Origin of the sequence: Streptomyces albireticuli, assembly GCF_002192455.1 — a bacterium.
Classification (GTDB): domain Bacteria; phylum Actinomycetota; class Actinomycetes; order Streptomycetales; family Streptomycetaceae; genus Streptomyces; species Streptomyces albireticuli_B.
In genome coordinates, this window is sequence record NZ_CP021744.1 from 376,758 (window position 1) to 400,022 (window position 23,265).

Consider the following 23,265-nt stretch of genomic DNA (forward strand, 5'->3'; position numbering starts at 1 on the left):
CTGGCGCTCATATGCTAACCCCATGTCGTTCCGGCCGGTCGGGGGGTGCCACCTGGGCGGATACGGCCCGCACGGCCGGGCCTCCGCGACGCGGCCGCTCCGGCGGGTCAGGACACCGAGACGCTCCACCCCCGGGCCCCGCGCGCGTCCCGCACGTACAGCAGGCCACCGCAGGCGATGATCCAGACGGCCAGGACGTCCGCGAGCGGGCGCGGCCGGCCGGGCGGGTAGGGGGCGGGCATGACGCCGCCGCTGGTGCTGCCGGAAAGCCATGGGCCGCGGTGCGTGGAAGGGCGGCGAGGTGGACGCTGCCGAAGATCGTCCCGATGGCGAGCATGACGGCTACGGGGGGGAGGCCCCCCTTCAGGCCGCTCAGTCCCTGACCGCCAGGCTTCGAGTCGCTCTGCGGAACCGGTCCGATCCGGTAACGGAGCGTGGTCAGGTATGTCGGAATCCCTGTCCGAGCGGTAACCGCCCGAGGCCGACGGCGGTGGGGTTCGCCGCCGCCGGCCCAGGGTGCCTCTAAGTGATCGGTGCGGTGGCCTTCATGTCCACGGGAATCACTGAGCCGCTTCCCTCTGCTTGACCCACTCAGGAGCCAGGACCGACCAGATCTCCGCGTCGTGGCGTACGCCTCGGTGCAGGGAACTCTCCCGGTGCACGGCCTCCCGCTCCATGCCGAGCCGCTTGGCGACGTTGATGCTCGCGGTGTTGGCGGACGAGGCCTCCCACGTCACACGGTGCATCCCGCGCTCGTCCACCGCCCAGTCGATGAGCACCCGCATCGCACGGCTGATCAGCCCCCGCCCGACGGCCGGCTCCTCCAGCCAGCAACCGACCTCGCAGTTCCCCTGCGCGACGTCGAAGGAACGGAAGAGGACTCCTCCGACGAGCGTGCCCTCCACCCAGATGCCGTATATCCGCCCGGTGTCGGTGGCCTGCTTCTCCGCGTACGCCTGAAGGAATCCGGTCGCCGACGCCAGGTCGGTGGCACGGTCCGCGAGCCCGATGAAACGGCCGATGTACTCCCGGGAACGGTCGATGTGGGCGAGGTACTCCCCGGCGTTCCACGGCTCCAGCGGCCGCAGCTCGGCACCGTCGTCACCCAGCGATATGGCGAACATCCTGCTCCTTACATGGCGGTACACGTAACGCAGGGGACAACTCCGCCGCGGCGACGCCTGTTCCCTTGCGCGCCGCCGGCCGGGTGTATCGCCGTTTCGCCGGATCCGGCTCACCGGGCAGGAAAAATCCGACGCCCGGGCGTCAGGTGTTCCTTATCCTTTCAGGGCGGAAGGGAGCCGGTCATGGCATTGCCCCGGAAGGGCTCACGACTCATCGTGGTCGATGGCGTCACCTACCGATGGAAGGTACGGGGGAGGCCGACCTACGACCAGGGGATGTGCTGGTCGCCCTTGACCTACGCAGTCGAGCACGCCGAATCCCCGGGCACCACGCTCGTGGTCGGTACGGACCGACCGCATCCCGGTAACTGGACAGGCGAACCCACCTCGCCCGTACTCCCCTCCGAAGTCGCGGACACCATCCGGGCCGCTCGCGCGGAGGGCTGGACACCTGAAGTTCCGGGAACGCCGCGCCGGCTCGACCTGCCTTACGACGGCGGTCCTTACGCCATGGCTACCGCACCGTGACGCTGCCGGTCATCGAAGGGTGAACAGCGCAGTGGTACCCGAAGGTCCCGGCGCTCGGGAATGTGTGGCGGAAGCTGGTGCCGGGGGTGAGGTGCGGGGAATTCCACAGACCCGTGTCCGAGGTCGAAGTGTGCGTGGCGCTGTCGTTGTTGGTCCACCGGACCGTGTCCCCGGGCCGGATCGTCACGGACTGGGGAACGAACTTGAAACCCTCGATCACCACGATGACCTCGGCGGCGCGCCGGAAGGCGACCATCCACTGCCGGGGCGCCCGTGGGGGAACCCGTAATGCCCCGCCGTAACCCGCTTGGTGGCCGCCCGAGGCTCATGTAGCGTGCACCGTCGCTACTGATCCACGCATGGTTTTCCTCGCTCAAGGAATCGCACTTGACCCCCTATTCCCTCGCGTTCTACATGGACGTCGTGGCCACCGGCACCGTTCTCGGCGCGAAGCCGACGGACACCCCCGACCAGGTCGCCGAGGCCCTGGGCCCGGACTTCGCCGAGAATTCCTTCGACGTGCACGGCATGTGGCGCGATTACGGCCTGGTCGAGTTCTTCTGGAGCCGTGCGTCCGCCGACGACCAGTGGTCGGGCCACCACTTCACCCTTCAGGTGCACCGGCTGGCGGGCGGCGGAGGGAAGACCGTCAACCGGTCGGTCCGGGACCGCTACGGACGCTTCGACCGCAGGCTGCGCCACGAGAAGCTGCGAAGGCTCCTGGAGCGGCGCGGCACGCCCCTGCTGGAGATCCCGGACCCGTCGAACGCGCCGAACTACCGCACGTTCTGGCAGCCCGATTCGCTGGTGTCGATCAGCGTCCTCAGCGCCCACGAGGAGTTCCTCACGCCGGACGATCTGCGGATCGGTGATGTGTACAGCATCAGCGCCCCGACGACGCCCGAGGAAGTGGAGTGGCGCAGGTCGCGCCGGCAGGGCGGATGAGCTCCGGACGGGCCCCGGCTGCCCGTCCGTACCCCCGTCACGCGTCGAGCGCGATCGCGTTCTTGGCGCGGTCCAGGGACTCCTCCGGGGCCGGTCCACCACGGTTCTCCGTCGCGAGCGCCTGATTGAGCGCCGCGTAGGGGCGCATGCGTGTCTCGTAGCGGGCGAGTGCGGCGCGGTGGTCGTCTTCCGCCCTGCCGAGTTCGTCGGCCAGCACATAGGCGCCGACCATCGCCAGGCTGGTGCCCTGGCCGGACATCGGTGAGGGGCAGTAACCCGCGTCCCCGACCAGCACGGCCCGGCCGGCGGACCAGCCGCGCATGCGGACCTGGGCCATCGCGTCGAAGTAGAAGTCCGGTGCCGTCCGCATGGCGGCCAGCAGCTTCGGGGTCTCCCAGCGCAGGTGGGACAGATGCTCGGCGATGAGGGACTTCTGGTGGTCCAGGTCGCGGTGGTCGTAGTCGAGGGGCCCCGAGGCGAAGCCCAGGGTGGCGCGCATCTCGGTGTTGTCGCGGGCCGGGTAGAGGCAGTAGCGCGCGGTCTCGTCCCGCATCCACACCTGCCAGTTGTCCAGGCCCAGGAAGTTCTCGGCACTGAAGACCGCGAGGTGACGGCCCAGGTAGTGGACGAACTGCCGCTCCGCGCCGAAGGCCAGCTGCCGCACCTTGGAGTGCAGGCCGTCCGCTCCGACGACGAGGTCGAACGTCCGGGGCCCGCCCTGCTCGAATTCGGCGTGGACGCCGTCCTCGTCCTGCGTCAAGGCGCTGAGGGAGTCGCCGAAGACGTACTCGACGCCGTCACCGGCCCGCCCGTGCAGCAGCCGGACGAGGTCGTCGCGGAGCAGCTCGATGTCGTCGTTGTCGAGCCGGCCGCTGCTGAGGGTCATCTCGGTGGAGCGCCAGAGCTCGTTGCCCTCGGCGTCGAGCATCGTCATGCCGCGCATCCGGGTGCGCACGCTCCGGGCCTCCTCCAGCAGCCCCATCCTGTCGAGGACGCCGAGCGCGACGCCCCGGACATCGAGCGCCTGCCCACCCGGGCGCAGCGCCGGAGCACGCTCGACCACGGTCGGCGCGTACCCCTTGCTCCGCAGCCAGTAGGCGGTGGTGAGACCGGCGACGCTGGCGCCGGAGATGAGCACGGTCTTCATGGTGTCTCCCACGTTCTGGTGCGCGCGTGTGGACGTACGAGTCGCGCGCGGCCCGTCCAGGGCGGTCTGCGGTGCCGCGCCCGGGCGGTGGCCGGCGGGTCCACGCCGTCAGCGGAGTGGCTGCATACCCCGCCGACCGGCATACATCCTCGCGCCCGCTCCTTCAGCACCTTAAGGACCAATCCTCTTAACAAAGTGGGAAACGTCTGCCGCTTTCCCGACAAGCAGCCGGGCGACCGCACCGCCGCGCCCGACGACAACCCCACCCCACAGCACCACCCACCCAATCCGGCAACTTCGACACCATTTCCCCTCGGTCTCATAGGCACAGGGGCTGTTTCAGGACGATATTGAAGGCCCCGGCGCAAGCTCCCTTGCGAGTCCCGAGTCCCGGCCCAGGCCTCGCACGACGCAGCGTCACCCGTCACCCGCACGACCACGGCCCCACCGCACCCCCACCCCTCACCCGTCACTGAATGTGATCGTCCGGAACAAGATCGGCAGTCTCGCCGCCCCTCCGGGACTCTGCCAAGGTCGGGGCGTGCCGCACCGTGAACCACGTGTGCACACCCATGAATTCACCGAAATGGAGGGATGCGCTGTGAACAGTGCCGTCCGGACCCGGTTACGCACCACGCTGGCGGCGTGCGCGTCCGGGTGCGTCGCCACGGGGCTGATATGGGGAGCCGCTCCGGCGCAGGCGGTACAACCGCCGCACCCGGCAGGCTCCTTGATCGCGCCCGCCGCGGGCTCCGCGGCCGTCGCGGAGCCCGCACCGCTGCTCGACGCCGGCTCCCCCGACGGGAAGCGGTTCCGGGCCTCCGGGCGCCTGGTCGGCGGTGGCGGCACGACCTGCACCGCCACGCTCGTCCACGCGACCGGCAAGCCGGACCCCGGCGCCAAGGCCCTCGTCCTGAGCAACGGCCACTGCGCCGACGACGCCATGGGAACCAACGACGTCGTCGTCGACAAGCCCGCGCCGGCCGACTGGAGCTACACCCCGGCCTACTTCCACGACAACGTCGTGGAGCACAAGAAGTTCTCCGTCGAACGCGTCGTCTACGCGACGATGAAGGACGTCGACGTCTCGGTCCTCCGGCTCTCGGCCACCTACGCGGACCTCGCCGCGCTGGACGTGACCCCGCGGACGCTCGCGACCGACCGCCCCGCGCCCGGTACCGCCCTGCGCGCCGCCCACGCCCCGACCGACGGTGTCGAGCCCGACCAGCGGTTCCTGCGCCTGTCGAAGTGCGAGGCCACGGCCTCGGGCGTCGCCCTGCACGAGAACACCTGGCTGTGGAAGGGCGCCACCCGCACCGACTGCCTCGGCATCAGCGGCGGCTCGTCCGGCGGCGCCGTCACCACCGCCGCGGACCCGGGCCGGCTCGTCGGGATGCTCAACACCATCGCCACCCCCGGCTATCTGGGCTGCGGCCCCGGCCGCCCCTGCGAGGGCGGCGACAACGGCCTGATCGTGCCCGAGGACGACGCGGCCTACGTCACGCCCGTCGACACCGTCGCGTCCTGCCTCGACGCGAAGGGGCTCCAGTTGCGGAAGAAGGGCTGCCGCCTGGACCGCGGCGAACAGGCGAAGGTCACCGGCGGCGGCCTGTACACCCGGAGCGGGACTCCCGCCGGGCCCGCCCGCTGGGACGCGCACGTCACTCCCGGAACGGCCGGGCGCCAGACCCACGTCGCCTTCAAGAGCGGGCCCTTCGGCGCCGTCGACTGCACCAGGCCCGAGGGCTACGGCAAGCCCCGGCGGCTGACCGAGGCGGGCGTGGACCACAAGGAGGTCCTGCCGGCGAAGGACAACCTCTACGTCCTGTGCGTGGCCGCAGGCCCTGACAGCACGCTCAAGGGCACCGCCTGGGCGGCCTCCCTCGCCCACCCGGCGTACGCCTACGCCCGCGTCGACAACACCGCGCCCACCGTCGCCCCGACGATCGACAGCCAGCTCTTCGGCGAGGGCGAGGACGCCTCGTACTGGGTCTACCCGGTGTACGCGCCGTGGGAGATCACCGGGTACAAGGTGAAGTACGGCCCGCGCGCCACGACCGACTGCGCGGACACCGCGGGCTACCGCGATCACCTGGGCATCCCCGCGTCCCTGAAGGCCGCCGAGGGCCCGTGGACGTACTGCGCCATCGGCTACGACAACGCCGGCAACGCCACTCCGCCCGCCGCATTCGCCCTTTCACCGCAGGGCGCGCGGGCCCAGGGGGGTTCGCAGTCCCGCTGACGACCCCGCCGACGCCCGCACGCCTTCGCCGGCCGCGCCCTTCCGGGCGCGGCCGGCACGACGCGTGTCACGCCTCCCTGGTACCCCGGCTCATTGCGACACGCAGAGTTCGTTGCCCTCCGGGTCGGCGAGCGTGGTCCAGGTGTAGGGCCCTTGCCTGCCCTCGTGCAGGTGGGTGGCGCCCTTGGCGATCAGCCGTTCGACCACGGCCCGGGGGTCGTCGGAGCCGGCACGCACGTCCAGGTGGACCCGGTTCTTGACGGTCTTGGGCTCCGGCACCAGCTGGAAGAGGACACGCGGCGCGCGTTCCAGCCCTTCCGGGTGGCGGACCGCCGCGCCGGCCTTCCACACCAGGGTGCCGTGGTGGGTGGTGGTGTCGTCCTCGCTCGCGTGGCCCTCGTCGACCATCCGGCGGATGAACGCCTCGTCGCTCGGCTCGACCTCCCAGCCGAGCGCGTCGGCCCACCAGTCGGCGAGGGTGTGCGGGTCGGCCGAATCGATCGTCACCTGAAATGTGTATGCCATGACCAGACCCTACTCAGCGGTCACCGGGGCGCCCAGGAAGCCGCGTCCGGTCGTGCCCGGAGGCCGCGACCGAGGCCTGCGGCGCGGGCGACGAGGACGGGTGGACCGGACGAACAGGGCCCCCGGCCAGGAGGAGGCTCCAGGGGAAGAGCCGCTCCTGGCACGGGGGAAGGTCCCGAGGCGGCCAGGAGGGGGTCAGGACCGCGACGGAACCGCCCGTTCCCAAGGGCCGCGAGGGGTGGGCGCACCTGGGAACGGGAGACAAGGGGTGGAGCGGTGGGCGGGAGGCGGGTCAGCCTTCCGCCGGCTCCCGGGGCTCGACGCGGAAGGTGAACGCGGCCATGCCCGGGTCCACCGCCGTCACGCCGCCGTCCACGGTGAGCGTCGCGCCGTTGACGAACGAGGCCGCCGGGGACAGCAGCCACGCGATCGCCTCGGCCACCTCCTCGGGCCGGCCGGGACGCCCGGCCGGGAGCAGGCGGGTGGCCGCCTCGTACGCGGCGTCGGCACCGCCCTCCCCCAGCCCCGCCTCACGGGCGAAGCGCTCCATCCGCCCCTCGGCCATGTCCGTGCGGACCCAGCTCGGGCACACGATGTTGGCGCGCAGGCCCTGGGACCCGTAGTCCACCGCCAGGGAGCGGCACAGCTGGAGCAGCGCCGCCTTGGAGGTGGCGTAGGCGGCGTTCGCCGGGCCGTTGCGCAGCGCCGAGACGGAGGCGACGGCGACGACGGAGCCACGGGACTCCAAGAGGTGCGGCAGCGCGGCGCGCTGGAGCAGGAACGGGCCGGTGACGTTGGTCCGCATCACCGTCTCCCAGTCCTCGAGCGCCAGGTCACCGACCGTGCCGGGGCGGGCGATCCCGGCGTTCAGCACCAGGCCGTCGATGCGGCCGTAGGCGGCGAGGGTGGCGTCGACGAGTTCCTGGACGGCGTCGGGGTCGCCGGCGTCGGAGGGGTGGGCCAGCGCCCCGGTCTCCTCGGCCAACCGCTCCAGCGGTTCGGGCCGGCGCCCCGAGACGACCACCTGATGTCCCGCCGCACGCAGCAGCCGGGCCGTGGCGGCACCGATGCCGGTACCCCCACCCGTCACGATCACCACACGCTGATCCGTCACAGTCACACCCTCCCCGAACGTCGACCACATGCACACTACATCCACTGCGCGGACCCGCTCACCAGGCCCCCGGTCCTCCCGATGACAACCGGACGAAGCGCGGCCGGTCGGCACCGCGAACCGGGCCCGTCCGGTGACGGGGCGCCAGTTCACCTTCCACGGCGGGTCACCCGCCCGTGAGCCCTGACGAATATAGGCGCGGCGGACCCGGCGGACGGGGATTGTCAGTGGGGACGTGCATGATCAAGCCATGAACGAGACGACACACTCCGAGGCCGCCGGCCCCGCCACCACTTCCCTGCGCGCCCTCGCCCGCGAGCACCTCCCCGCCGAGATGGCCGAGCGCTGGATCGGCCTGCTGCGGCCGGGCGTGGGGCTGACCGCGGCGAAGGGCTCGGAGGCGGTCGTGGGGCGGCTGGGCGGGGCGCCGGAACTCCCGGCCGACGTCCGGTGGCCGACGTGGGAGGGGAACGGCCCGCTGTCCTTCGTCGCGGCCGTGGACTGCGCCGCGCTGCCTTCCGACGCCCTGGACATCCCCCTGCCCACCGACGGCACGCTCTCGTTCTTCTACTTCGACGGCCAGATCGACGACGGCGACGCCCTGGTCCTCCCCGACGACCGGGAGAGCTGGGCCGGAGCACGCGTGCTCTACACCCCGGCGGGTACGCCCACCGCCGAGCGGACCACGCCGCCGGAGCTCGACCCCTACCCCGTGGTGCCGCTCACCGCCCGGGTGGAGGAGACCGCGCCCGACCCGTACCACCCCCTGATCGAGGCGGCCTTCGCCCACACGGGCCACCGTGACCACCCGGTGTACGGGGAGGAGTTCCTGGACGCCCTCGCGGAGGCGGACGAGGGCGCCGGCCACCGCATCGGCGGGCACGCCGACCCCGTGCAGAACCCGGTCGAGGCGGAGGTCGCCCACGGCGTCCTCGGCAGCGGTACGGCCTGGGACGACCCCCGCCTGGACGAGGAGGCCCGCGGCTGGACGCTGCTGGCCCAGTTCGACAGCGACGACGACGCCGACATGATGTGGGGCGACTGCGGCGCGCTGTACTGGCTCATACGCCCGGAGGACCTCGCCGCACGCCGCTTCGAGGCGGCCATGTTCACCTGGCAGTGCTGCTGATCCGAGGGTCCGGCCACCGGGCCGTACGTACGCACGCGACCGGATCCGCGGCCTTGTGAGCGCTCTCGACGGTTCCTGGACGCGATCCGGGCGGAGACGGTTGTTGACCCTCACACCGTGTCAGGCGCTGAACTCGGAGACATCATGTTCACCATCGGAGACTTCGCCCGGCACGGCCGCGTATCGGTCCGCATGCTGCGTCACTACGACGCCACCGGACTGCTGCGCCCGGCCCATGTCGACCCCGTCACGGGCTACCGGTACTACTCGGCCGCCCAGCTCGCCCGCCTCAACCGCGTCATCGCGCTGAAGAACCTCGGTCTGACCCTCCAGCAGGTCCGGCGGATCCTGGACGAGAAGGTCACCACCGAGGAACTGCGCGCCATGCTGCGGCTGCGGCGGGCCGAACTGGAGGCCGCCATGGCGGCGGGGGCGGCGCGGCTGGTCCAGGTCGAGGCGAGGCTCCGGTCGATCGAGAGCGAGGGGCACATGCCCACGAATGATGTCGTCATCAAGAGCGTCCCGGCGATCCGGGTGGCGGAGCTGACCTCGACAGCCGCGAGCTTCGGGCCCGAGGACATCGGCCCGGTCATCGGGCCGCTCTACGACGAGCTGTTCCGGCGCCTGGACGCGGCGGGCGTCACGCCCACGGGTCCCGGTGTCGCCTATTACGAGGACTCCCCGGAGGGCGCCGGGAGGATCAGCGTCCACGCCGGCGTCCAGGTCGCGGCCCCGCTCCAGGACGGTGCCTTCCGGGTGCTCGACCTGCCGCCCGTCGAGCAGGCGGCGACCATCGTGCACCGCGGCTCGATGGACACAGTGCTGCCCACGGCCCAGGCCCTGGCTCTGTGGACCGACGAGAACGGGTACCGGTCGATGGGATACCCCCGGGAGATCAGCCTGGAGTGCCCGGCCGACCGCGACGACTGGGTGACCGAACTCCAGGTGCCGGTGACCAAGCCCTGACGCTACGGCCGGGCAGTCCGCGGTGACGGTCCGATCCGCGGCTGCCCGGCCGGGGGTTCGCGAGCTTCCCGCCCGGGGCTCGGGGGACGTCAGACCGGCGGGGCGACGAAGACGCCGGGGTCGACGTCGTTGAACGACTCCTCGGCGACCAGTTCGTTCAGGACGCCGGCGGTGCCCCACTGGTCGGTGACCTCGGGCTTCGACACGTCGTAGACGTGCGGGTGCCAGGTGTCCTCGTCGAGCTCCTCCATCTCGGTGGTGTACTCGACGACGTTGCCGTGCGGGTCGTGGAAATAGGTGAAGGCGTTGTCGCCCGCGAGGTGCCGGCCGGGGCCCCAGATCTTGCGGAACCCGGCGCGCATCACCCGCCCGGAGCCGCGCATGCACTCGTCCAGGCCGCGCATCTCGAAGGAGACGTGGTGGAGCGAGGTGTGCGGCCCCCGGGCGAAGCCCATGGAGTGGTGCTGGCCGCTGATGCGCATGAAGTGCATGATCTCGCCCAGGTGCGGGGAGCGGAGCGTGTCGGACAGCGCGAAGCCCAGGTGCCGCTCGTACCACCGCCTTGTCCGACCCGGGTCGGTGGAGTTGAGGACGACGTGCGAGAGCCGGACCGGAATCGCCTCCCTCTCCTCGATCCGCCGGTGCCGCCGGGCGGCCACGTCGGCGGAGACCTCGATGGTGCGGCCGTCGACGTCGAAGAAGCGGAAGGCGTAGCCGCCGCCGGGGGTGTCGGCCTTCCCCGGCCGGGAGATCAGAGGAACGCCGCCGGCGAGCAGCCGTTCGGCGAGGGTGTCGACGTCGGCGGGGGTCGCGGCGCCGTACGAGATCAGGTCGAGACGCTTCTCGGCGGCTGCGCGCAGCCGTACGACGTACTGCTCGGGGGAGCCTTCGGCGGCCAGGAAGGAGATGCCGGAGTCCCCGGCGACCTTGGTCAGGCCCCAGACGCCGGCGTAGAAGTCGAGTTGCTTGTCGTGGTCGGGCACGGCGAGGTCGACGTGCCGTAAGTGGGTGAGCAGACGCATGTCGTTCCTTCCGGAGGAGAGCTGTCGCGCCGGTGCCGCGTACGGCGTGGAAGCCGGCGGCGGTCCGGCCGGACGCCGATGACTACGGGAGTTCCGTCAGGGCGGTCATGGTGCGGCCCATGAGACCGGACACGTCGGCGTCGCGCGCCCCGTCGAGCTGCCACTGGCCGATCCGCACGGAGGCGTCGACGACCATGCGCACGCGCGGCATGCGGCGGTCGCGGTAGGCGGTCAGCAGGTCGTCGTCCCAGGCGTCGTGCGTGCCCAGCAGTTCGGCCAGGACGGCGGCGTCCTCCAGGGACATGGCCGCGCCCTGCGCGAGGGTCGGCGGACAGGCGTGGGCGGCGTCCCCGACGAGCACGACACGGCCGCGGTGCCAGGCGCCCTCCACCAGGTGCCTGTCGCACCAGGTGTAGTTGACCTGTGCCGGGTCGGTGACCGACGCGCGTATCCCCTCCCAGTGGCCGCCGTAGCCCGCGGCGAGGCGGCGCACCTCGTCGGCGTACGAAGCGGGGTCGACGGCCGCGCGGTCGCGGCTCGGCTCGACCAGATAGGCGTACATCGTGGTGTCACTGGTCGGGGAGAACCCCGCGATGCAGGCGGGGCCGCCGAAGGCGAGGTGCGTACGGTCGACGTCCGCCGGGCGCGGCACGGAGGTCCGCCAGACCGCCAGGCCGGTGGGCGCGGGCTTGTCGCTGATGCCGATGAGCTCGCGGGTACGGGAGTTCAGGCCGTCGGCCGCGACCACGAGGTCGTAGCGGCCCGTCGTGCCGTCGGTGAAGGAGACGTCGACGCCCGTCGCGTCCTGTGTCTGCCCGGCGACGGTGCGGCCGAGCCCGACCCGGGTGCCCGACGCGCGTACGGCCTCGATGAGGATCCTCTGGAGCGCGGGGCGCCCCAGTCCGAGGCCGGCCGGGAGGTCGTCGCCGCCGGTGCGCAGGTCCCGCCGGGTGAAGACCTCGGTGCCGTCCGGGTCGGTGACGGTGACACCGTCGACGCTGTGGCCGTGCTCGCGCACCCGCTCCCAGAGGCCGGCCTCCCGCATGACGCGCAAGGCGTTGCCCTGGAGCGTGATGCCGGAACCTGCGGTGGCGTTCCAGTCGGCCCGGGCTTCGACGAGTTCGACGGTGATGCCGGCTCCGCGGAGCAGTACGGCGAGTACGCAGCCGGAGGTGCCGCCGCCTATGACGAGGACGGTGCGGCGGGTTTCGGTCATGTCAGGTGCCTCCTGGCTACGTCACGGCTGTCGGGCCGGCCGGAGAGCCGGCGACGGCTCCCGTGGTGGGCGGTCGCCCCGCGGTGAGGTTTCCTCTACCGGGGTCTCGGGACCACTCTCGCCTCCCCCGTGTGATCCGGGAAATCAATCTTCTCTATGGTGGAGATCCATGCCGTGGATATCCGCAGGAAGGGCAGGTGCTCCCCGGTGAACCTCTCCCGGCTCGACCTCAACCTCGTCGTCGCCCTGCGCGCGCTGCTCGACGAACGCAACGTCACCAGGGCCGGTGAGCGTGTGGGCCTGAGCCAGCCCGCGATGAGCGCCGCGCTGTCCCGGCTGCGGCGGCACTTCGGCGACGAACTGCTCACCCGCGTCGGGAACACCTACGTGCTCACGCCGCTCGGTGTCGTCCTGCGCGACCGCAGCGCCACCGCCTGCGACCTGCTGGACCGGGTCTTCACCAGCCAGGCCGCGTTCGACCCGGCCGCCGAGAGCCGCGAGTTCACCTTCCTCGGCTCCGACTACGGCGCGGCCGTCTTCGGCGCCGCGCTCTCCCGCGTCCTGCACGAGGAGGCACCGGGCATCCGCGTCACCTTCCAGCAGTGCGGTCCGGCCGTCGTCGAGAACCCCGCCACCGCGCTGAGCACCGTCGACGGCCTGGTGATGCCGCACGGCATCATCGACGGATTCCCCTCCGTGGAGCTGCTCCAGGACCGCTGGGTGTGCGTCGTCGCCGACGACCACCCCGACGTGGGCGACGAACTCACCCTCGACGACCTGGCCCGCCTGCCCTGGGCCGTCTACAAGCGCCCGTACGACGCGCCCGCGGCCCGCCAGCTCAGCATGATCGGCGTCAGTCCCCGGGTGGAGGTGTCCGCCGAGTACTTCCAGCTGCTGCCCTATCTGGTGGAGGGCACCCGCCGGGTCGCGATGCTCCAGGAACGGCTGGCCCGGCGCGTGGCCGGCCTGGCCGCCGTACGGGTGCTGCCGTGCCCCTTCGAGGCGGTGCCGCTCCGGGAGGCGATGTGGTGGCACCCCGTGCACACGCGGGACGCGGCGCACATCTGGCTGCGGGATCTCGTCGCCCGTGTCGGGGCGCAGGTCGCCGGCACGGCGGACACGCCTCGTGGCCGGGCGCGTTGACCTGTTCGTCCGGGGTGCACGCCCTGGTGAGGCCCGGTCGTCCGCCGGCGCCGGCCGGTCACCGCGGCCGACGCCGGCGCCCTTCACGCGCACGGAAGTGTCCCGGCCTCTTCCCTGCCTTCGGCGACCGGTCTCAGCAGGGCGTCCCCGCCGAGGCGACCCGCAGGTCCGGCGCGAAGTTCACCGCCTGGCCGGGCTGCACCATGACGGTTTCGCCTCCGCCCGTCGAAATCCTCGCGTTCACCCGGGTGTTGTTCTCGACCTTCCTGGCCCGGAACGGCTGGTCGAACTTCCGGCTCTGGCACTGGCGGATCTGGAGCGGCTCGGGGACGCCGATGCCGCCGACGTAGAGACAGAGGTTCCCCGCCGGGCACAGGTCGGCCGCGGGCACCGGCGCGGCGGACGCGGGTGCGGCCGCGGCGTACGTCCCCAGGAGGGCGGCCGCCGCGGCGAGCGCCAGCGCGCCCGGCAGGACGCCGGAACGTCTGCGGCGGACGGAGCGGTCGAGGAGGGTGGGGCGGTGGGCTCGGCTCTCGTGGTGCGCGTCCATACTCGTCGCCTCCCGGCGGGGTCGTGAGGGCGGGCCCGCGGGGACCGGAGCGCCCCCGCCGTGTGCACCGTCCTCCACCTCTGATTCAGGGGGCGGCCCGACCGTAGGTAAAGCCTGTTGCCCGACAAGCTCATCGCAATCCACCCTTTCGGCGGAGCCGCCGGAGCCGTCCGGAGGACAGCTCCCGACAGCCGGCGGACGAACACGGCCGGATCGCCTGACCGGCGGAACCGGCCGACGCCGGGTGCGGCGGGGGCCCTTTCCCCGACCCGTGTAATTCGCTTTCCCCACTCACCCGTACGGCCGATACTCGCCCCTATGCAAGAGCCCTACCGCCGTATCCGCGCGACCCACACCCCCACCACGATCACCGTCTACCAGGCGTACTCGCCCCGCCTCGGCCTTCCCGCCGCCCGCGACGGCCGCTTCCCGGCCGCCTGGAAGCGCGACCGGATGACGTGGATCAAGCCGTCGTTCCTGTGGATGATGTACCGCTGCGGCTGGGCCACCAAGGCCGACCAGGAGTGCGTGCTGGCCGTCGAGATCGACCGCGCCGGCTTCGACTGGGCGCTCGGCAACGCCTGCCTCTCGCACTACGACCGCACCGTGCACGCCGGCCACGACGCCTGGAAGCACGCCCTCAAGTCGGCGCCCGCCAGGGTGCAGTGGGACCCCGAGCGCGACCTGCGCCTGCGGGCGCTGCCCCACCGCTCCCTCCAGCTCGGCCTCGCCGGCGAGGCGTCGCGCCGCTACGCCGAAGAATGGACCGTGTCCATCACGGACGTCACCCCGCTCGCCCGCGAGATCCACTCCCTGGTGACCGCCGGCGACCTGGCGGCGGCGCGGCGGCTGCTCCCGGAGGAGCGCCCGTACGAGAGCGGGGACGAACTCCTCGCCCACCTCCGGGGTGATGCCCCGGGCCCCCGCGCGTAACAGCCCGCCCCGGTCGCGCGACGGCACCGGGCCGCGGACGCCGGCCGCGCGGTCACTCCGCCGGAATCTCCTCGTAGTCCGCGTCGTCGAAGCCCGGGGCGACCACGCACGTCACCAGTACCGGCTCGTGCCCAGCGGGTTCGGCCGTCTGCCAGCAGCGTCCGGGGACGAGGAACTGCGGCCGCTCGCCCTTGCCGACGGCGCCTCCCACCGTCACCTCGACGGCGCCCGCCGCGCGCGGTGCCCCGCCGTCCCCTCCCAGCCGCATCCGGAGCGGCCCGCCGCCGTGCCACAGCCACAGCTCGTCGGAACGGACCCGGTGCCACCGCGAGGTCTCCCCGGGGTGCAGAAGGTAATAGATGCCGGTGGCGAAGGCCCGCACCCCGTCGTACCCGTCGGGAAGCGCCTCCGCCGTGGTCCTCCACGTCTCCCGGAACCACCCGCCCTCAGGATGGGGCCGAAGGCCGAGAGTCTCCACCAGCTCCGATGGCTCCGCGTTGTCGGCAGTCATGTCGCAAGTCTGGCGCACGGCTCTCGTTCCGCGCCGTCTCTCCCGCGAGTAATCCGGCCGATTCGCGCCGGGGCCCGGGACCCCTCGTGCCCGGGCCCCGACGTGCCGGCCCGCCACCGGCCGGACGCGTCCTGGCCGCCTGCCGGTCCGTCAGGCGTGCGGGCGGTAGCGGACCGGGAGGCGGGACAGCCCCCGGATCAGGCCGGGGCGCCAGGGGACCTCCTCAGGAGGGACGGCGAGGGCGAGGTCCGGGAAGCGGGTGAGCAGGGCGGGGAAGGCGACCGCCGCCTCCAGGCGGGCCAGTGGGGCGCCCAGGCAGTGGTGGAGGCCGTGGCCGAAGGCGAGGTGGCCGCCGCCCGCGCGGGGGCGGCGGATGTCGAAGCGGTCCGGCTCGGGGAAGCGGCGCGGGTCCCGGGAGGCCGATCCCAGCAGGATCAGGACGGCCTCGCCGGCCGGGACGGTCACGCCGGCGATCTCCACGGGTTCGGTGGTCCAGCGGTACGCCGCGGACGTCACCGGGCCCTCGTGGCGCAGCATCTCCTCGATCGCGCCGTCGAGCAGCGCCGGTTCGGCGCGCAGGGCCGCGAGCTGTCCGGGGTGTGTGAGCAGGGCGTACGCCCCGTTGGCCAGAAGGTTGACGGTGGTCTCGTGGCCCGCGACGAGCAGCAGGAACGCCATGCCGAGGAGTTCTTCCGGGGAGAGCCGGCCGTGGTCGGTGTCCCGGGCCCGGACCAGCGCGCTCAGCAGGTCGTCGCCGGGTGACCGGTCCTTGGCGCGGAGGAGGCCGGTGAGGTAGTCGGTCATCGCCCCGGCCGCGGCGGCCCCCGCCTCCGCGGTCGCGGGGAAGATCATCTCGTGGGACCACTCGTGGAACGCCTTGCGGTCCTCGGCCGGCACGCCGAGGAGCTCGCAGATGACCGCGATGGGCAGCGGCCGTGCGAAGGACTCCACGAGGTCGGCGCCGCCCAGCGGGGCGATGGCGTCCAGGAGTTCGTCGGTCAGCTGTCGCACGCGCGGTCGCAGGGCTTCCATGCGGCGCGCGGTGAACTCCCCCGCGACCATGCGGCGCAGCCGGGTGTGGTGGGGCGGGTCGGTCTGGAGCATGTTGCGGCCGATGGCGTGGCCGCCGTCGTCCGCCCAGCGGGAGGAGTGGCGTACGTCGTTGCTCAGCCGGTCGTCGGTGAGCGCGGCCCGCGCCTCGTCGTATCCCAGGATCACCCAGATGTCCCCGGCGCCTTCGGTGGCCACGCGGTGCACAGGACCCTTCTCGCGGAGGTGGGCGTAGACGGGATACGGGTCGGTGGTGAAGTCCGTTCCTGCCGGGGCGAGGGCCTCGAACGCGGGCATGGTGGACATGAGTTGCCGCCCTTTCGTCGTCCGGTCGCGACCCCGGGCAGGCCACGACCCGCCAAACGGGGAGCACTCCCCGTTTGACGGTCGAAACGCTAGCAACGAAACGGGGAGTGGTCCACGCTTTCTTGCTAAGGTGCTGTCCACAACAGCGGGGACGGCATGGGACGCGACATGGGGCGGGGCACGACAGTGAGCGGTGACGGCACACGGAACGACGCGGCATCAGCCGGGAGCGAGCGCCCGGCCCCCCTGCGCCGCGACGCCCGGCGCAACCGCGAACTGCTCATCGCCGCCGCCCGGGAGCTCTACGCCGAGCAGGGCGTGGACGCCCCGCTGGACGACATCGCCCGCCGCGCCGGCGTCGGCAACGCCACCCTCTACCGGCGCTTCCCCACCCGGGGCGCGCTCATCGAGGCGGTCTTCGGCGAGGGGCTGACCGACACCCTGCGCCGGGGCGAGGACGCCCGGCACGCCGAGGACCCCTGGGCGGGCCTGACAGGCTACCTCGAGTACATCTTCGCGGGCCTGGCGGAGGACCGGGGCGCCAACGATCTGATGACCACCGGCATTCAGGGCATCCCCTCCCTGGAGGCGCTCAAGGCCCATCACCACGAGACGGTCGCCCTGCTGCTCCGCCGCGCCCAGGACCAGGGCACGCTGCGCGGTGACGTCGTCGTGGAGGACCTGCTCTTCGCGCTGGCCGCCCTCGGCCGGGTCGTGCCCGCCTCCGAGGCCGTCGTCCCCGGCGCCTGGCGGCGTCACCTCCATCTCCTCCTGGACGGCCTGCGGGCCGGGGCCGCCCGCCCGCTGCCCGTACCGCCGCTCACCCCCGGACAGCTCACGGGGGCGCTCCAGGCCCTCGCCTCCCAGGGCCGCCCGGCCGACGCCTGACAACCGCGCGGAGAGCGGACCGGCCCGTGCAGGACGCCCTCAACCACCTTCGCCCGTGGCGGGGTTGGCCACGGACCACCCGCGCGTCACGGCCGCGCCGGGGCCTTCCGTCTCATCTGCGTCCTCGGTTGCGCACCCCTCGCCCGTAATGCTTGCATCGCACGCATGACGCTTACCTTTCTCCGTGACCCGCAGCTCACCCCCGAGGCTCGCGAGGCGTTCTTCCGGCTGTGGTTCGAGGTCTCCGAAGCGGGTGGCGCCGTAGGGTTCGTTCCCCCCGTCGACCCCGGGGCCGTCCGCTCGGCCACCGCGCGCGTCGCCGGGGTCGTGGGCTCCGGCGAGCAGCGGATGCTGGGCGCCTACGAGGGCGGCGCGGACGGACGCCTCGTCGGCACCACCTTCCTCAAGCTCAACTCCGACTTCAAGATGAGGCACTGGGCCATGGTGGTCCTCGTCATGATCCACCCGTCGCTCCAGGGCACCGGCATGGGCGGGGCGCTGCTGACGGAGACGATCGCGTTCGCCCGCTCGCTCGGCCTGGAGGCGCTGCGGCTGGAGGTGCGCGGCGGCGAGGGCATCGAGGACTTCTACGCGCGCTACGGCTTCAAGGAGGTCGGCCGGGTGCCCGGCGGACTGCGCCTCGGCGAGGGTGACTACCGCGACGACATCATGATGTGGCTCCCGCTGGCCTGAAACGGCCCGGTGCCGTCCCCGGGTCCCACGGCCGGCGCCGGGCGCGGCCCGTCCAGACGGACGTCGGCCCTCCACTCTTCACCTGTGTTCCGTATGTGACGCCCCTTCAAAAAACACGGGCCGGGGCGCACCCTACGCACTGGGCCGGATCCCCCGGCACCGCCTCTGCCCGCCGAGCGAAAGGGGACGGCATGGAGAAGGACATCATCCACAACGATCCACTCGAAGAGGCCGAGGACGGCGAGTACCAGACCGGTATGCGCCTCATCGACATCCCGATTCCCGCGGTTCGGGAGTAACGCGGGCCGGGGCGGGCCAGGCGATCCTGGCCCGCCCCTCCGCGTTGCCGCCCCCTGGCCTTCCGCCTTGAGGCCCTGCCACGCCCCGCCACCGCACGTTTCCCGGATCACCGACGACCCGTGAAAGAGGTCGATCGTGCACATACTCCTGGTGAACATGCCGTGGGCCTCCATCGACCTCCCGTCGCTGGCCCTCGGAATCCTGAAACGCAGTGTCGACGAGCGTGTCCCGGACGCCCACGCCGATGTGATGCACGCCAACATCGACTATGTCGACTGGGTGACCAGGCGTACCGAATTCACACTTCGCGACTACGAGTACTACTCCCTCGCCTCGTACTTCCTCGGGTGTGGCGACTGGGTGTTCTCCTCGGCCCTGTACGGCGACCCCGGATGGCGGGTCGAGGAGTTCGCCGAGGCGACACGCGAACGGCTCTCCGGGGAACGGCTGGAACAGGCCCGGATACTGCACACCGTGGCCGAGGAGTTCGTCCGGGACACCGCCCGGCGCATCGTGGACCTGGCGCCGGACGTCGTCGGGTTCACCTCCACCTTCCAGCAGAACACCGCCGCGCTGGCGGCCGCGCGGCACGTCAAACTGCTCGCCCCCGGCATCGTCACCGTCCTGGGCGGCGCGAACTGCGACGGCGAGCAGGGCGAAGCGCTCCACCGCAACTTCACCTTTGTCGACCATGTGGTGCGGGGTGAGGCGGAGGAGTCGTTCCCGGCCCTGCTCGCCGCGATCGGCCGTAAGGAGGAGCCCACCGATGTGCAGGGGGTCTGCTGGCGGGACGGGCGGGGGCGCTCCGTCGTCAATCCCATGAACACCAGGCCGCTGCCGCCCGCTGCGATCCTGCCGCCCGACTACACCGGTTACTTCGAACGCCTCGCGTCCTCCGCCGCCCGCTCCTGGGTCGAGCCCAAGCTCGTCGTGGAAGGGGCCCGCGGCTGCTGGTGGGGGAGAAGCACCACTGCACGTTCTGCGGTCTGAACGGCTCCTCCATGCAGTTCCGCAGCAAGAACCCGGCCGTGTTCTTCGAGGAGATCGTGGAACTGGCCCGCAGACACCGTGTCCTGGACATGTACGTGGTCGACAACATCCTCGACATGAACTATCTGAAGTCGCTGCTTCCCCGGCTGAAGGAGAGCGGCTACGACCTCAGGCTCCAGTACGAGATCAAGTCCAATATGCGGCGGAACCAATTGCGCACGCTCGTCGAGGCGGGGGTCGTCTACGTCCAGCCCGGGATCGAGAACCTCAACAGCAAGGTGCTCGCCCTGATGGACAAGGGGGTCACCGGCTGCCAGAACGTCCGCATGCTGCGCGACGCCGCCACGGTCGGTCTCACCGTCGCCTGGAACTACCTGCACGGCTTCCCCGGCGAGGAGGCCGGGGACTACGACGACGCCGTCGCCCAGATGCCGGCCCTGGAACACCTCAACCCACCCGCGAGCCAGTCCGCCCGGATCGCCATCGAACGGTTCAGCCCGTACTTCAACAACCCCGGCCTCGGCTTCTCCGACCTCCGGCCGGCCCAGCAGTATCGATTCATCTACGACCTGCCCGAAGCGGAGATGTTCGACCTGGCGTACATCTTCGACGTACCGCCCCGCGGCATCGCCGACGAGGTCGTCGAACGGCTCAACGCCGCCATCACCGCCTGGCAGCAGGCCTACGCGGGCAGCCGCCTGACCCACAGCGACTTCGGCGACCGGATCGTTCTGGTCAGCAGGCGGCGCGCGTTCGACTGGACCGTGCTGGAGCTGACCGGCCCGGAGGAGACGGCGCTGTTCCGCCTGCTCGACCAGCCGCACACGGTCGCCGCCGCCGCGCGCAAACTACGTGCCGGGACCGAGCGGGCCGCCCCCGGGGCCGCCCCCGGCCCCGACAGGCAGGCCGAGGCCCGGGTGCGGGAGACCCTGCGGCACTGGCGGAGCCTCGGGCTGGTCTACGAGGACGGCGGCCAGTACGTGCACGTGGCGCCGGCCTCCGTCAACCAGGAGCTGCTGCGCCTCGGCTACCTCAAGGAGAACGACGCCCGGGAGGCCACGGACCTCGCGGCGCGGCTCCAGTCGGCGCCCGCATGACGGCGGCCGGCCACCGGCCCGGAGGAGGACGATGACCACGAGCGCCGGACCCGGATCCGCCACCGCGTTCGCGGTGACCGCGTGGCGTGACCACGACCGCTCGGTGTGCCGGGTGCCCGGCATGGAGCTGGGCACCTTGGAGGTGCCCTCCGGACCCGTCGTCGACGGCGCGAACGCGCTCTTCGACGCCGGCGCCCGGCGGGTGGCCCTCCCCCGGCCGGTGGACGTGACCGGCGCGACGGATCCCGCGTGGGCCGTCCGCGCGCTGAGCCTGATCGGCGCGCTCACCGGCCTGGCCGTCGCGGTCGACTGGCAGGCCCGTATCGCCTCCGACGACCCGGACGCCTGGATACCGCTGAGCCATCTCCACCCTCCCGGCGCCCTGTCCGGACCCGCGGACGCGGAGGGTGCTCTGAGCCAGTGGCACGACAGCTTCTACCTCTGCAAGTGCGCCTACCGCAGGGGGCCCGGTTTCCTCCAGGTCCGCGACCGGCGCCGCAGGCAGCTGCGCCGGTTCACGATCGACGACCCGGGCTACCGGCAGGCGATCGCCTCTCTTGCCGACGGGGCACAGGCCACCGCCGTGCCGCGCGCCGTGCTGGCCGATCTCCTCCAGGAGGAGCTCGCGATCGAGGTGGGCGACCACGTCTGGTGGGCTCCTTACCAGGTACGGCGCTGGCCGACGGCGGCACTGGTGATCTGACGCGCGGCGGCCGCTGCCGGGCGTACGGCGAAGGGGGCGGCGCGACGAGCTGTCGCGCCGCCCCGCGCCGTGAGTCCTGGCCGTCATGTCAGGGGAGGCGGGGCACGACAAGGCACGACAAAGGAAGATGTAACACCCATGTAACCGTGCGGCCATGACACCCCGTGGCGGAAGTGCCGGTGTTAGCTTGTGACCTCTTGTCCCACTGGACGCCACGGAGGAAATCGTGCGCAGAGCAGCACAGTTCACGGGGGCGGCGCTGGTCGCCGCTGTGCTGATGACCGGTTGCGGCAGCGGCGGCGGCGACAAGGACGGCGGGAAGAAGGAGGCCGGTGCTCCGTCGGCCGCTCCCTCCTCACCGGCGCGGGGCGGGGTCCCTGACAGCAAGGGCGGGAGCTCGCTCGACGGCGTCTACGCCGCGCGGTCCGCCGACGGCCCCGTCGGCCTGTCCGTCCACCAGGGCAAGGCCGCCCTCTACGCCGACAGCGGCAAGCGTGCCTGCACCGGCACCGTCGGCGTGGACAGGAAGCCGGTGACGTTCGCCCTCACCTGCGCCGACGGCAACACCGACCGCGCCTCGGGCAAGGTCGAGCGCGCGGACGGCAAGGCCCTGGTCGTCTCCTGGGCCAATGGCGGGAAGGACACCTTCTCGCGGACGGGTGACGCCTCCCAGCTGCCCGACCCGGCCAAGCTCGGCGGTGGCGGGCTGCCCGCGCCGACGAAGCTCGGCGGCTGAGCCCGGAGCCTGTCGCCGACGGGCGGCCCTCCGGGTTCACCGGCATCCAGGGCAACACCGGAACCCGGGCGACCTGTCCTCACGGACCTGCCGCCCTCGGGTTCATCGGCCCAGCGTGAGGGTGTACCGGTCCATGAAGTAGCTCGTGCCGGTCGCACCGATGACGAACGTACCGGCCTGGGCGGCGCCCTCGTCCCGCGCACCGGCACCGGCGAATTCCCCGCTGTCGACCCGGCCGTTGCCGACGGATCCGGCGGGACCCGTGGTGCCGCCGGAGAGCCTCGTGAACGTCCTGTCCATCGTGAGGTGCGACTTCTTTCCCGTCTCGAAGCTGATGGTGTCCGAGGTTCTCGTCCCGGTCGCCGATCCACCGCCGCCGGTGACAGAGCCCGACATGACGATGGCGGCGGCCTGCTCCTGCCCACCGGGCTCCGTGCACAGGAGCTTGCCGCGACCGGACGCCCTCCCTCCGGGAACGTCGACGACTTGCATGTCGATCTGGCCGACGCAGTGCAGAACCGTGGCGAACGCCCGGTCGTCGGCGGTGGCCGGATCCGCGCCGGTGGCGGTCAGCGGGAGCGAGAGAAGTCCCGCGACGGTGACAGCTCCGGCGATCAGGCGGCGGGCTGAGACTGGGAGCATGGGCGGGCCCTCCTTCGTCCGGGCGCGCCCCGGGCACGCGGCAGCGGCCGGGACGCTCGGGTGAGACGGAGGTGCGCACCATCCACTCCGGAGTGTGCTCCTGTTACCCCTGATATCGGAATCACTCGTTCAGGTGAGATGGTCGCGTGTCATCGACATCGGCACGGTCGCTCCCCCGCCGAAAATGTTCAGCGGACCGCCGGCCAGGGCCCGTACGATCCCCCGGAAACAGGTATCGGGAACAGGAAACACACGCGAGCAGGAGGCTCTCAGCCTTGTATCTCAATCCGGTCCGGCACATCACGTTCGACGCCCACGACCCGCTCGCGCAGGCCAGGTTCTGGGCAGAGGTCACCGGCTACACGGTCGAGGAGGAGCCCGGCGACGACGACGTGGTCATCGAGCCGCCTCGGCCCGGCGTCCCGGGGCTGCTGTTCATCCGGGTCGGGGAAGGCAAGACCGCCAAGAACCGGGTCCACCTCGACATCCAGCCGACCGGCGCCCGCGACGCCGAGGTGGAGCGGCTCCTGGGGCTCGGCGCGACGGTCCACGAGGACCACCGCAGGCCGGACGGCGGCGGCTGGGTCACGATGCTCGACCCCGAGGGGAACGAGTTCTGCGTGGAACGCAGCCCGGCCGAACGCGAGCTGATGACGGGTTAGCGCCCGGCGGCACCGCGCTGCCGGGGACCGGCCGGGGGGCGAGTGGCGGCCCGGGACGTGGTGTCCGGCCGTCGCGGGACCCCGCGAAGTCCGGCCGCTCCCC

Annotated in this window: 23 protein-coding genes and 1 pseudogene; 12 read left to right on the forward strand and 12 right to left on the reverse strand. The window is 72.1% G+C overall.

Features of this window, described 5'->3' with window-relative positions:
- Window positions 1-107: 107 nt before the first annotated feature.
- The 3 genes from SMD11_RS36785 to SMD11_RS01660 all read right to left on the reverse strand — a co-directional run bounded on the left by SMD11_RS36785 (window position 108) and on the right by SMD11_RS01660 (window position 1,908).
- Entirely contained in the window at window positions 108-242 is a 135-nt protein-coding gene (locus tag SMD11_RS36785; RefSeq protein ID WP_267896794.1) for a hypothetical protein, read from the reverse strand.
- A gap of 318 nt (window positions 243-560) precedes the next feature.
- A complete protein-coding gene (locus tag SMD11_RS01650) occupies window positions 561-1,124 on the reverse strand; it encodes a GNAT family N-acetyltransferase (protein ID WP_087924689.1) in 564 nt (187 codons plus the stop codon).
- Between the two features lie 514 nt (window positions 1,125-1,638).
- A complete protein-coding gene (locus SMD11_RS01660) occupies window positions 1,639-1,908 on the reverse strand; it encodes a cupredoxin domain-containing protein (protein ID WP_087924691.1) in 270 nt (89 codons plus the stop codon).
- A gap of 131 nt (window positions 1,909-2,039) precedes the next feature.
- On the opposite strand from SMD11_RS01660, the gene SMD11_RS01665 reads away from it, so the two are divergent.
- Complete coding sequence (locus SMD11_RS01665) at window positions 2,040-2,597, forward strand: hypothetical protein (RefSeq protein WP_087924692.1); 558 nt, start codon at window positions 2,040-2,042, stop codon at window positions 2,595-2,597.
- A 37-nt stretch (window positions 2,598-2,634) separates the two neighbouring features.
- Here the strand turns inward: SMD11_RS01665 and SMD11_RS01670 are convergent, their stop codons facing one another.
- A complete protein-coding gene (locus SMD11_RS01670) occupies window positions 2,635-3,744 on the reverse strand; it encodes an FAD-dependent monooxygenase (protein ID WP_087924693.1) in 1,110 nt (369 codons plus the stop codon).
- 601 nt (window positions 3,745-4,345) lie between these two features.
- Here SMD11_RS01670 and SMD11_RS01675 point away from each other — a divergent pair.
- Window positions 4,346-5,986: a trypsin-like peptidase domain-containing protein gene (locus SMD11_RS01675; protein WP_159395182.1), complete on the forward strand. Its 1,641-nt coding sequence runs from the start codon at window positions 4,346-4,348 to the stop codon at window positions 5,984-5,986.
- A 90-nt stretch (window positions 5,987-6,076) separates the two neighbouring features.
- Here the strand turns inward: SMD11_RS01675 and SMD11_RS01680 are convergent, their stop codons facing one another.
- Both SMD11_RS01680 and SMD11_RS01685 read right to left on the reverse strand, forming a co-directional pair.
- Complete coding sequence (locus tag SMD11_RS01680; RefSeq protein ID WP_087924695.1) at window positions 6,077-6,511, reverse strand: VOC family protein; 435 nt, start codon at window positions 6,509-6,511, stop codon at window positions 6,077-6,079.
- A gap of 292 nt (window positions 6,512-6,803) precedes the next feature.
- Window positions 6,804-7,625, reverse strand: a complete 822-nt coding sequence (locus tag SMD11_RS01685) for an SDR family NAD(P)-dependent oxidoreductase (RefSeq protein ID WP_087924696.1) — start codon at window positions 7,623-7,625, stop codon at window positions 6,804-6,806.
- Window positions 7,626-7,875: 250 nt separating this feature from the next.
- On the opposite strand from SMD11_RS01685, the gene SMD11_RS01690 reads away from it, so the two are divergent.
- The gene (locus tag SMD11_RS01690) at window positions 7,876-8,754 is read left to right on the forward strand and encodes a YwqG family protein (RefSeq protein WP_087924697.1); all 879 of its coding nucleotides are present in this window, start codon (window positions 7,876-7,878) and stop codon (window positions 8,752-8,754) included.
- Between the two features lie 144 nt (window positions 8,755-8,898).
- Window positions 8,899-9,720 carry a MerR family transcriptional regulator gene (locus SMD11_RS01695; RefSeq protein WP_087924698.1) on the forward strand — a complete coding sequence of 274 codons (822 nt, stop codon included), beginning with the start codon at window positions 8,899-8,901 and terminating at the stop codon, window positions 9,718-9,720.
- An 89-nt stretch (window positions 9,721-9,809) separates the two neighbouring features.
- On the opposite strand, the gene SMD11_RS01700 is transcribed toward SMD11_RS01695, so the two are convergent.
- Window positions 9,810-10,742 (reverse strand): VOC family protein, encoded by a 933-nt coding sequence (locus tag SMD11_RS01700; RefSeq protein WP_087924699.1) that lies wholly within the window; start codon window positions 10,740-10,742, stop codon window positions 9,810-9,812.
- Between the two features lie 82 nt (window positions 10,743-10,824).
- Window positions 10,825-11,958 (reverse strand): FAD-dependent oxidoreductase, encoded by a 1,134-nt coding sequence (locus SMD11_RS01705; protein ID WP_087924700.1) that lies wholly within the window; start codon window positions 11,956-11,958, stop codon window positions 10,825-10,827.
- Between the two features lie 207 nt (window positions 11,959-12,165).
- On the opposite strand from SMD11_RS01705, the gene SMD11_RS01710 reads away from it, so the two are divergent.
- A complete protein-coding gene (locus SMD11_RS01710) occupies window positions 12,166-13,101 on the forward strand; it encodes a LysR family transcriptional regulator (protein WP_087924701.1) in 936 nt (311 codons plus the stop codon).
- 133 nt (window positions 13,102-13,234) lie between these two features.
- On the opposite strand, the gene SMD11_RS01715 is transcribed toward SMD11_RS01710, so the two are convergent.
- Window positions 13,235-13,651, reverse strand: a complete 417-nt coding sequence (locus SMD11_RS01715; protein ID WP_087924702.1) for a hypothetical protein — start codon at window positions 13,649-13,651, stop codon at window positions 13,235-13,237.
- Window positions 13,652-13,969: 318 nt separating this feature from the next.
- Here SMD11_RS01715 and SMD11_RS01720 point away from each other — a divergent pair, with 318 nt between their 5' ends.
- Window positions 13,970-14,584: a DUF4291 domain-containing protein gene (locus SMD11_RS01720; protein WP_087924703.1), complete on the forward strand. Its 615-nt coding sequence runs from the start codon at window positions 13,970-13,972 to the stop codon at window positions 14,582-14,584.
- A gap of 52 nt (window positions 14,585-14,636) precedes the next feature.
- Here the strand turns inward: SMD11_RS01720 and SMD11_RS01725 are convergent, their stop codons facing one another.
- Together SMD11_RS01725 and SMD11_RS01730 are read right to left on the reverse strand one after the other, a co-directional pair.
- Complete coding sequence (locus SMD11_RS01725) at window positions 14,637-15,095, reverse strand: cupin domain-containing protein (protein ID WP_087930231.1); 459 nt, start codon at window positions 15,093-15,095, stop codon at window positions 14,637-14,639.
- A gap of 150 nt (window positions 15,096-15,245) precedes the next feature.
- On the reverse strand, window positions 15,246-16,451 hold the full coding sequence (locus SMD11_RS01730; RefSeq protein ID WP_234365846.1) for a cytochrome P450 family protein: 1,206 nt from the start codon (window positions 16,449-16,451) through the stop codon (window positions 15,246-15,248).
- Between the two features lie 156 nt (window positions 16,452-16,607).
- Between SMD11_RS01730 and SMD11_RS01735 the strand changes: the two genes are divergently transcribed.
- The 5 genes and pseudogenes from SMD11_RS01735 to SMD11_RS01755 all read left to right on the forward strand — a co-directional run bounded on the left by SMD11_RS01735 (window position 16,608) and on the right by SMD11_RS01755 (window position 21,858).
- Window positions 16,608-17,339 carry a TetR/AcrR family transcriptional regulator gene (locus tag SMD11_RS01735; protein WP_418952401.1) on the forward strand — a complete coding sequence of 244 codons (732 nt, stop codon included), beginning with the start codon at window positions 16,608-16,610 and terminating at the stop codon, window positions 17,337-17,339.
- A 165-nt stretch (window positions 17,340-17,504) separates the two neighbouring features.
- Window positions 17,505-18,032, forward strand: coding sequence for a GNAT family N-acetyltransferase (locus tag SMD11_RS01740; protein WP_087924704.1), 528 nt, complete (start codon window positions 17,505-17,507; stop codon window positions 18,030-18,032).
- Window positions 18,033-18,467: 435 nt separating this feature from the next.
- Window positions 18,468-20,419, forward strand: a pseudogene (locus SMD11_RS01745) (RiPP maturation radical SAM C-methyltransferase).
- A 31-nt stretch (window positions 20,420-20,450) separates the two neighbouring features.
- A complete protein-coding gene (locus SMD11_RS01750; protein WP_087924705.1) occupies window positions 20,451-21,122 on the forward strand; it encodes a DUF5825 family protein in 672 nt (223 codons plus the stop codon).
- 226 nt (window positions 21,123-21,348) lie between these two features.
- A complete protein-coding gene (locus tag SMD11_RS01755) occupies window positions 21,349-21,858 on the forward strand; it encodes a hypothetical protein (RefSeq protein ID WP_159395183.1) in 510 nt (169 codons plus the stop codon).
- Window positions 21,859-21,960: 102 nt separating this feature from the next.
- On the opposite strand, the gene SMD11_RS01760 is transcribed toward SMD11_RS01755, so the two are convergent.
- Window positions 21,961-22,500: a hypothetical protein gene (locus SMD11_RS01760; protein ID WP_087924707.1), complete on the reverse strand. Its 540-nt coding sequence runs from the start codon at window positions 22,498-22,500 to the stop codon at window positions 21,961-21,963.
- 275 nt (window positions 22,501-22,775) lie between these two features.
- On the opposite strand from SMD11_RS01760, the gene SMD11_RS01765 reads away from it, so the two are divergent.
- Entirely contained in the window at window positions 22,776-23,162 is a 387-nt protein-coding gene (locus SMD11_RS01765) for a VOC family protein (RefSeq protein WP_087924708.1), read from the forward strand.
- Window positions 23,163-23,265: the final 103 nt, after the last annotated feature.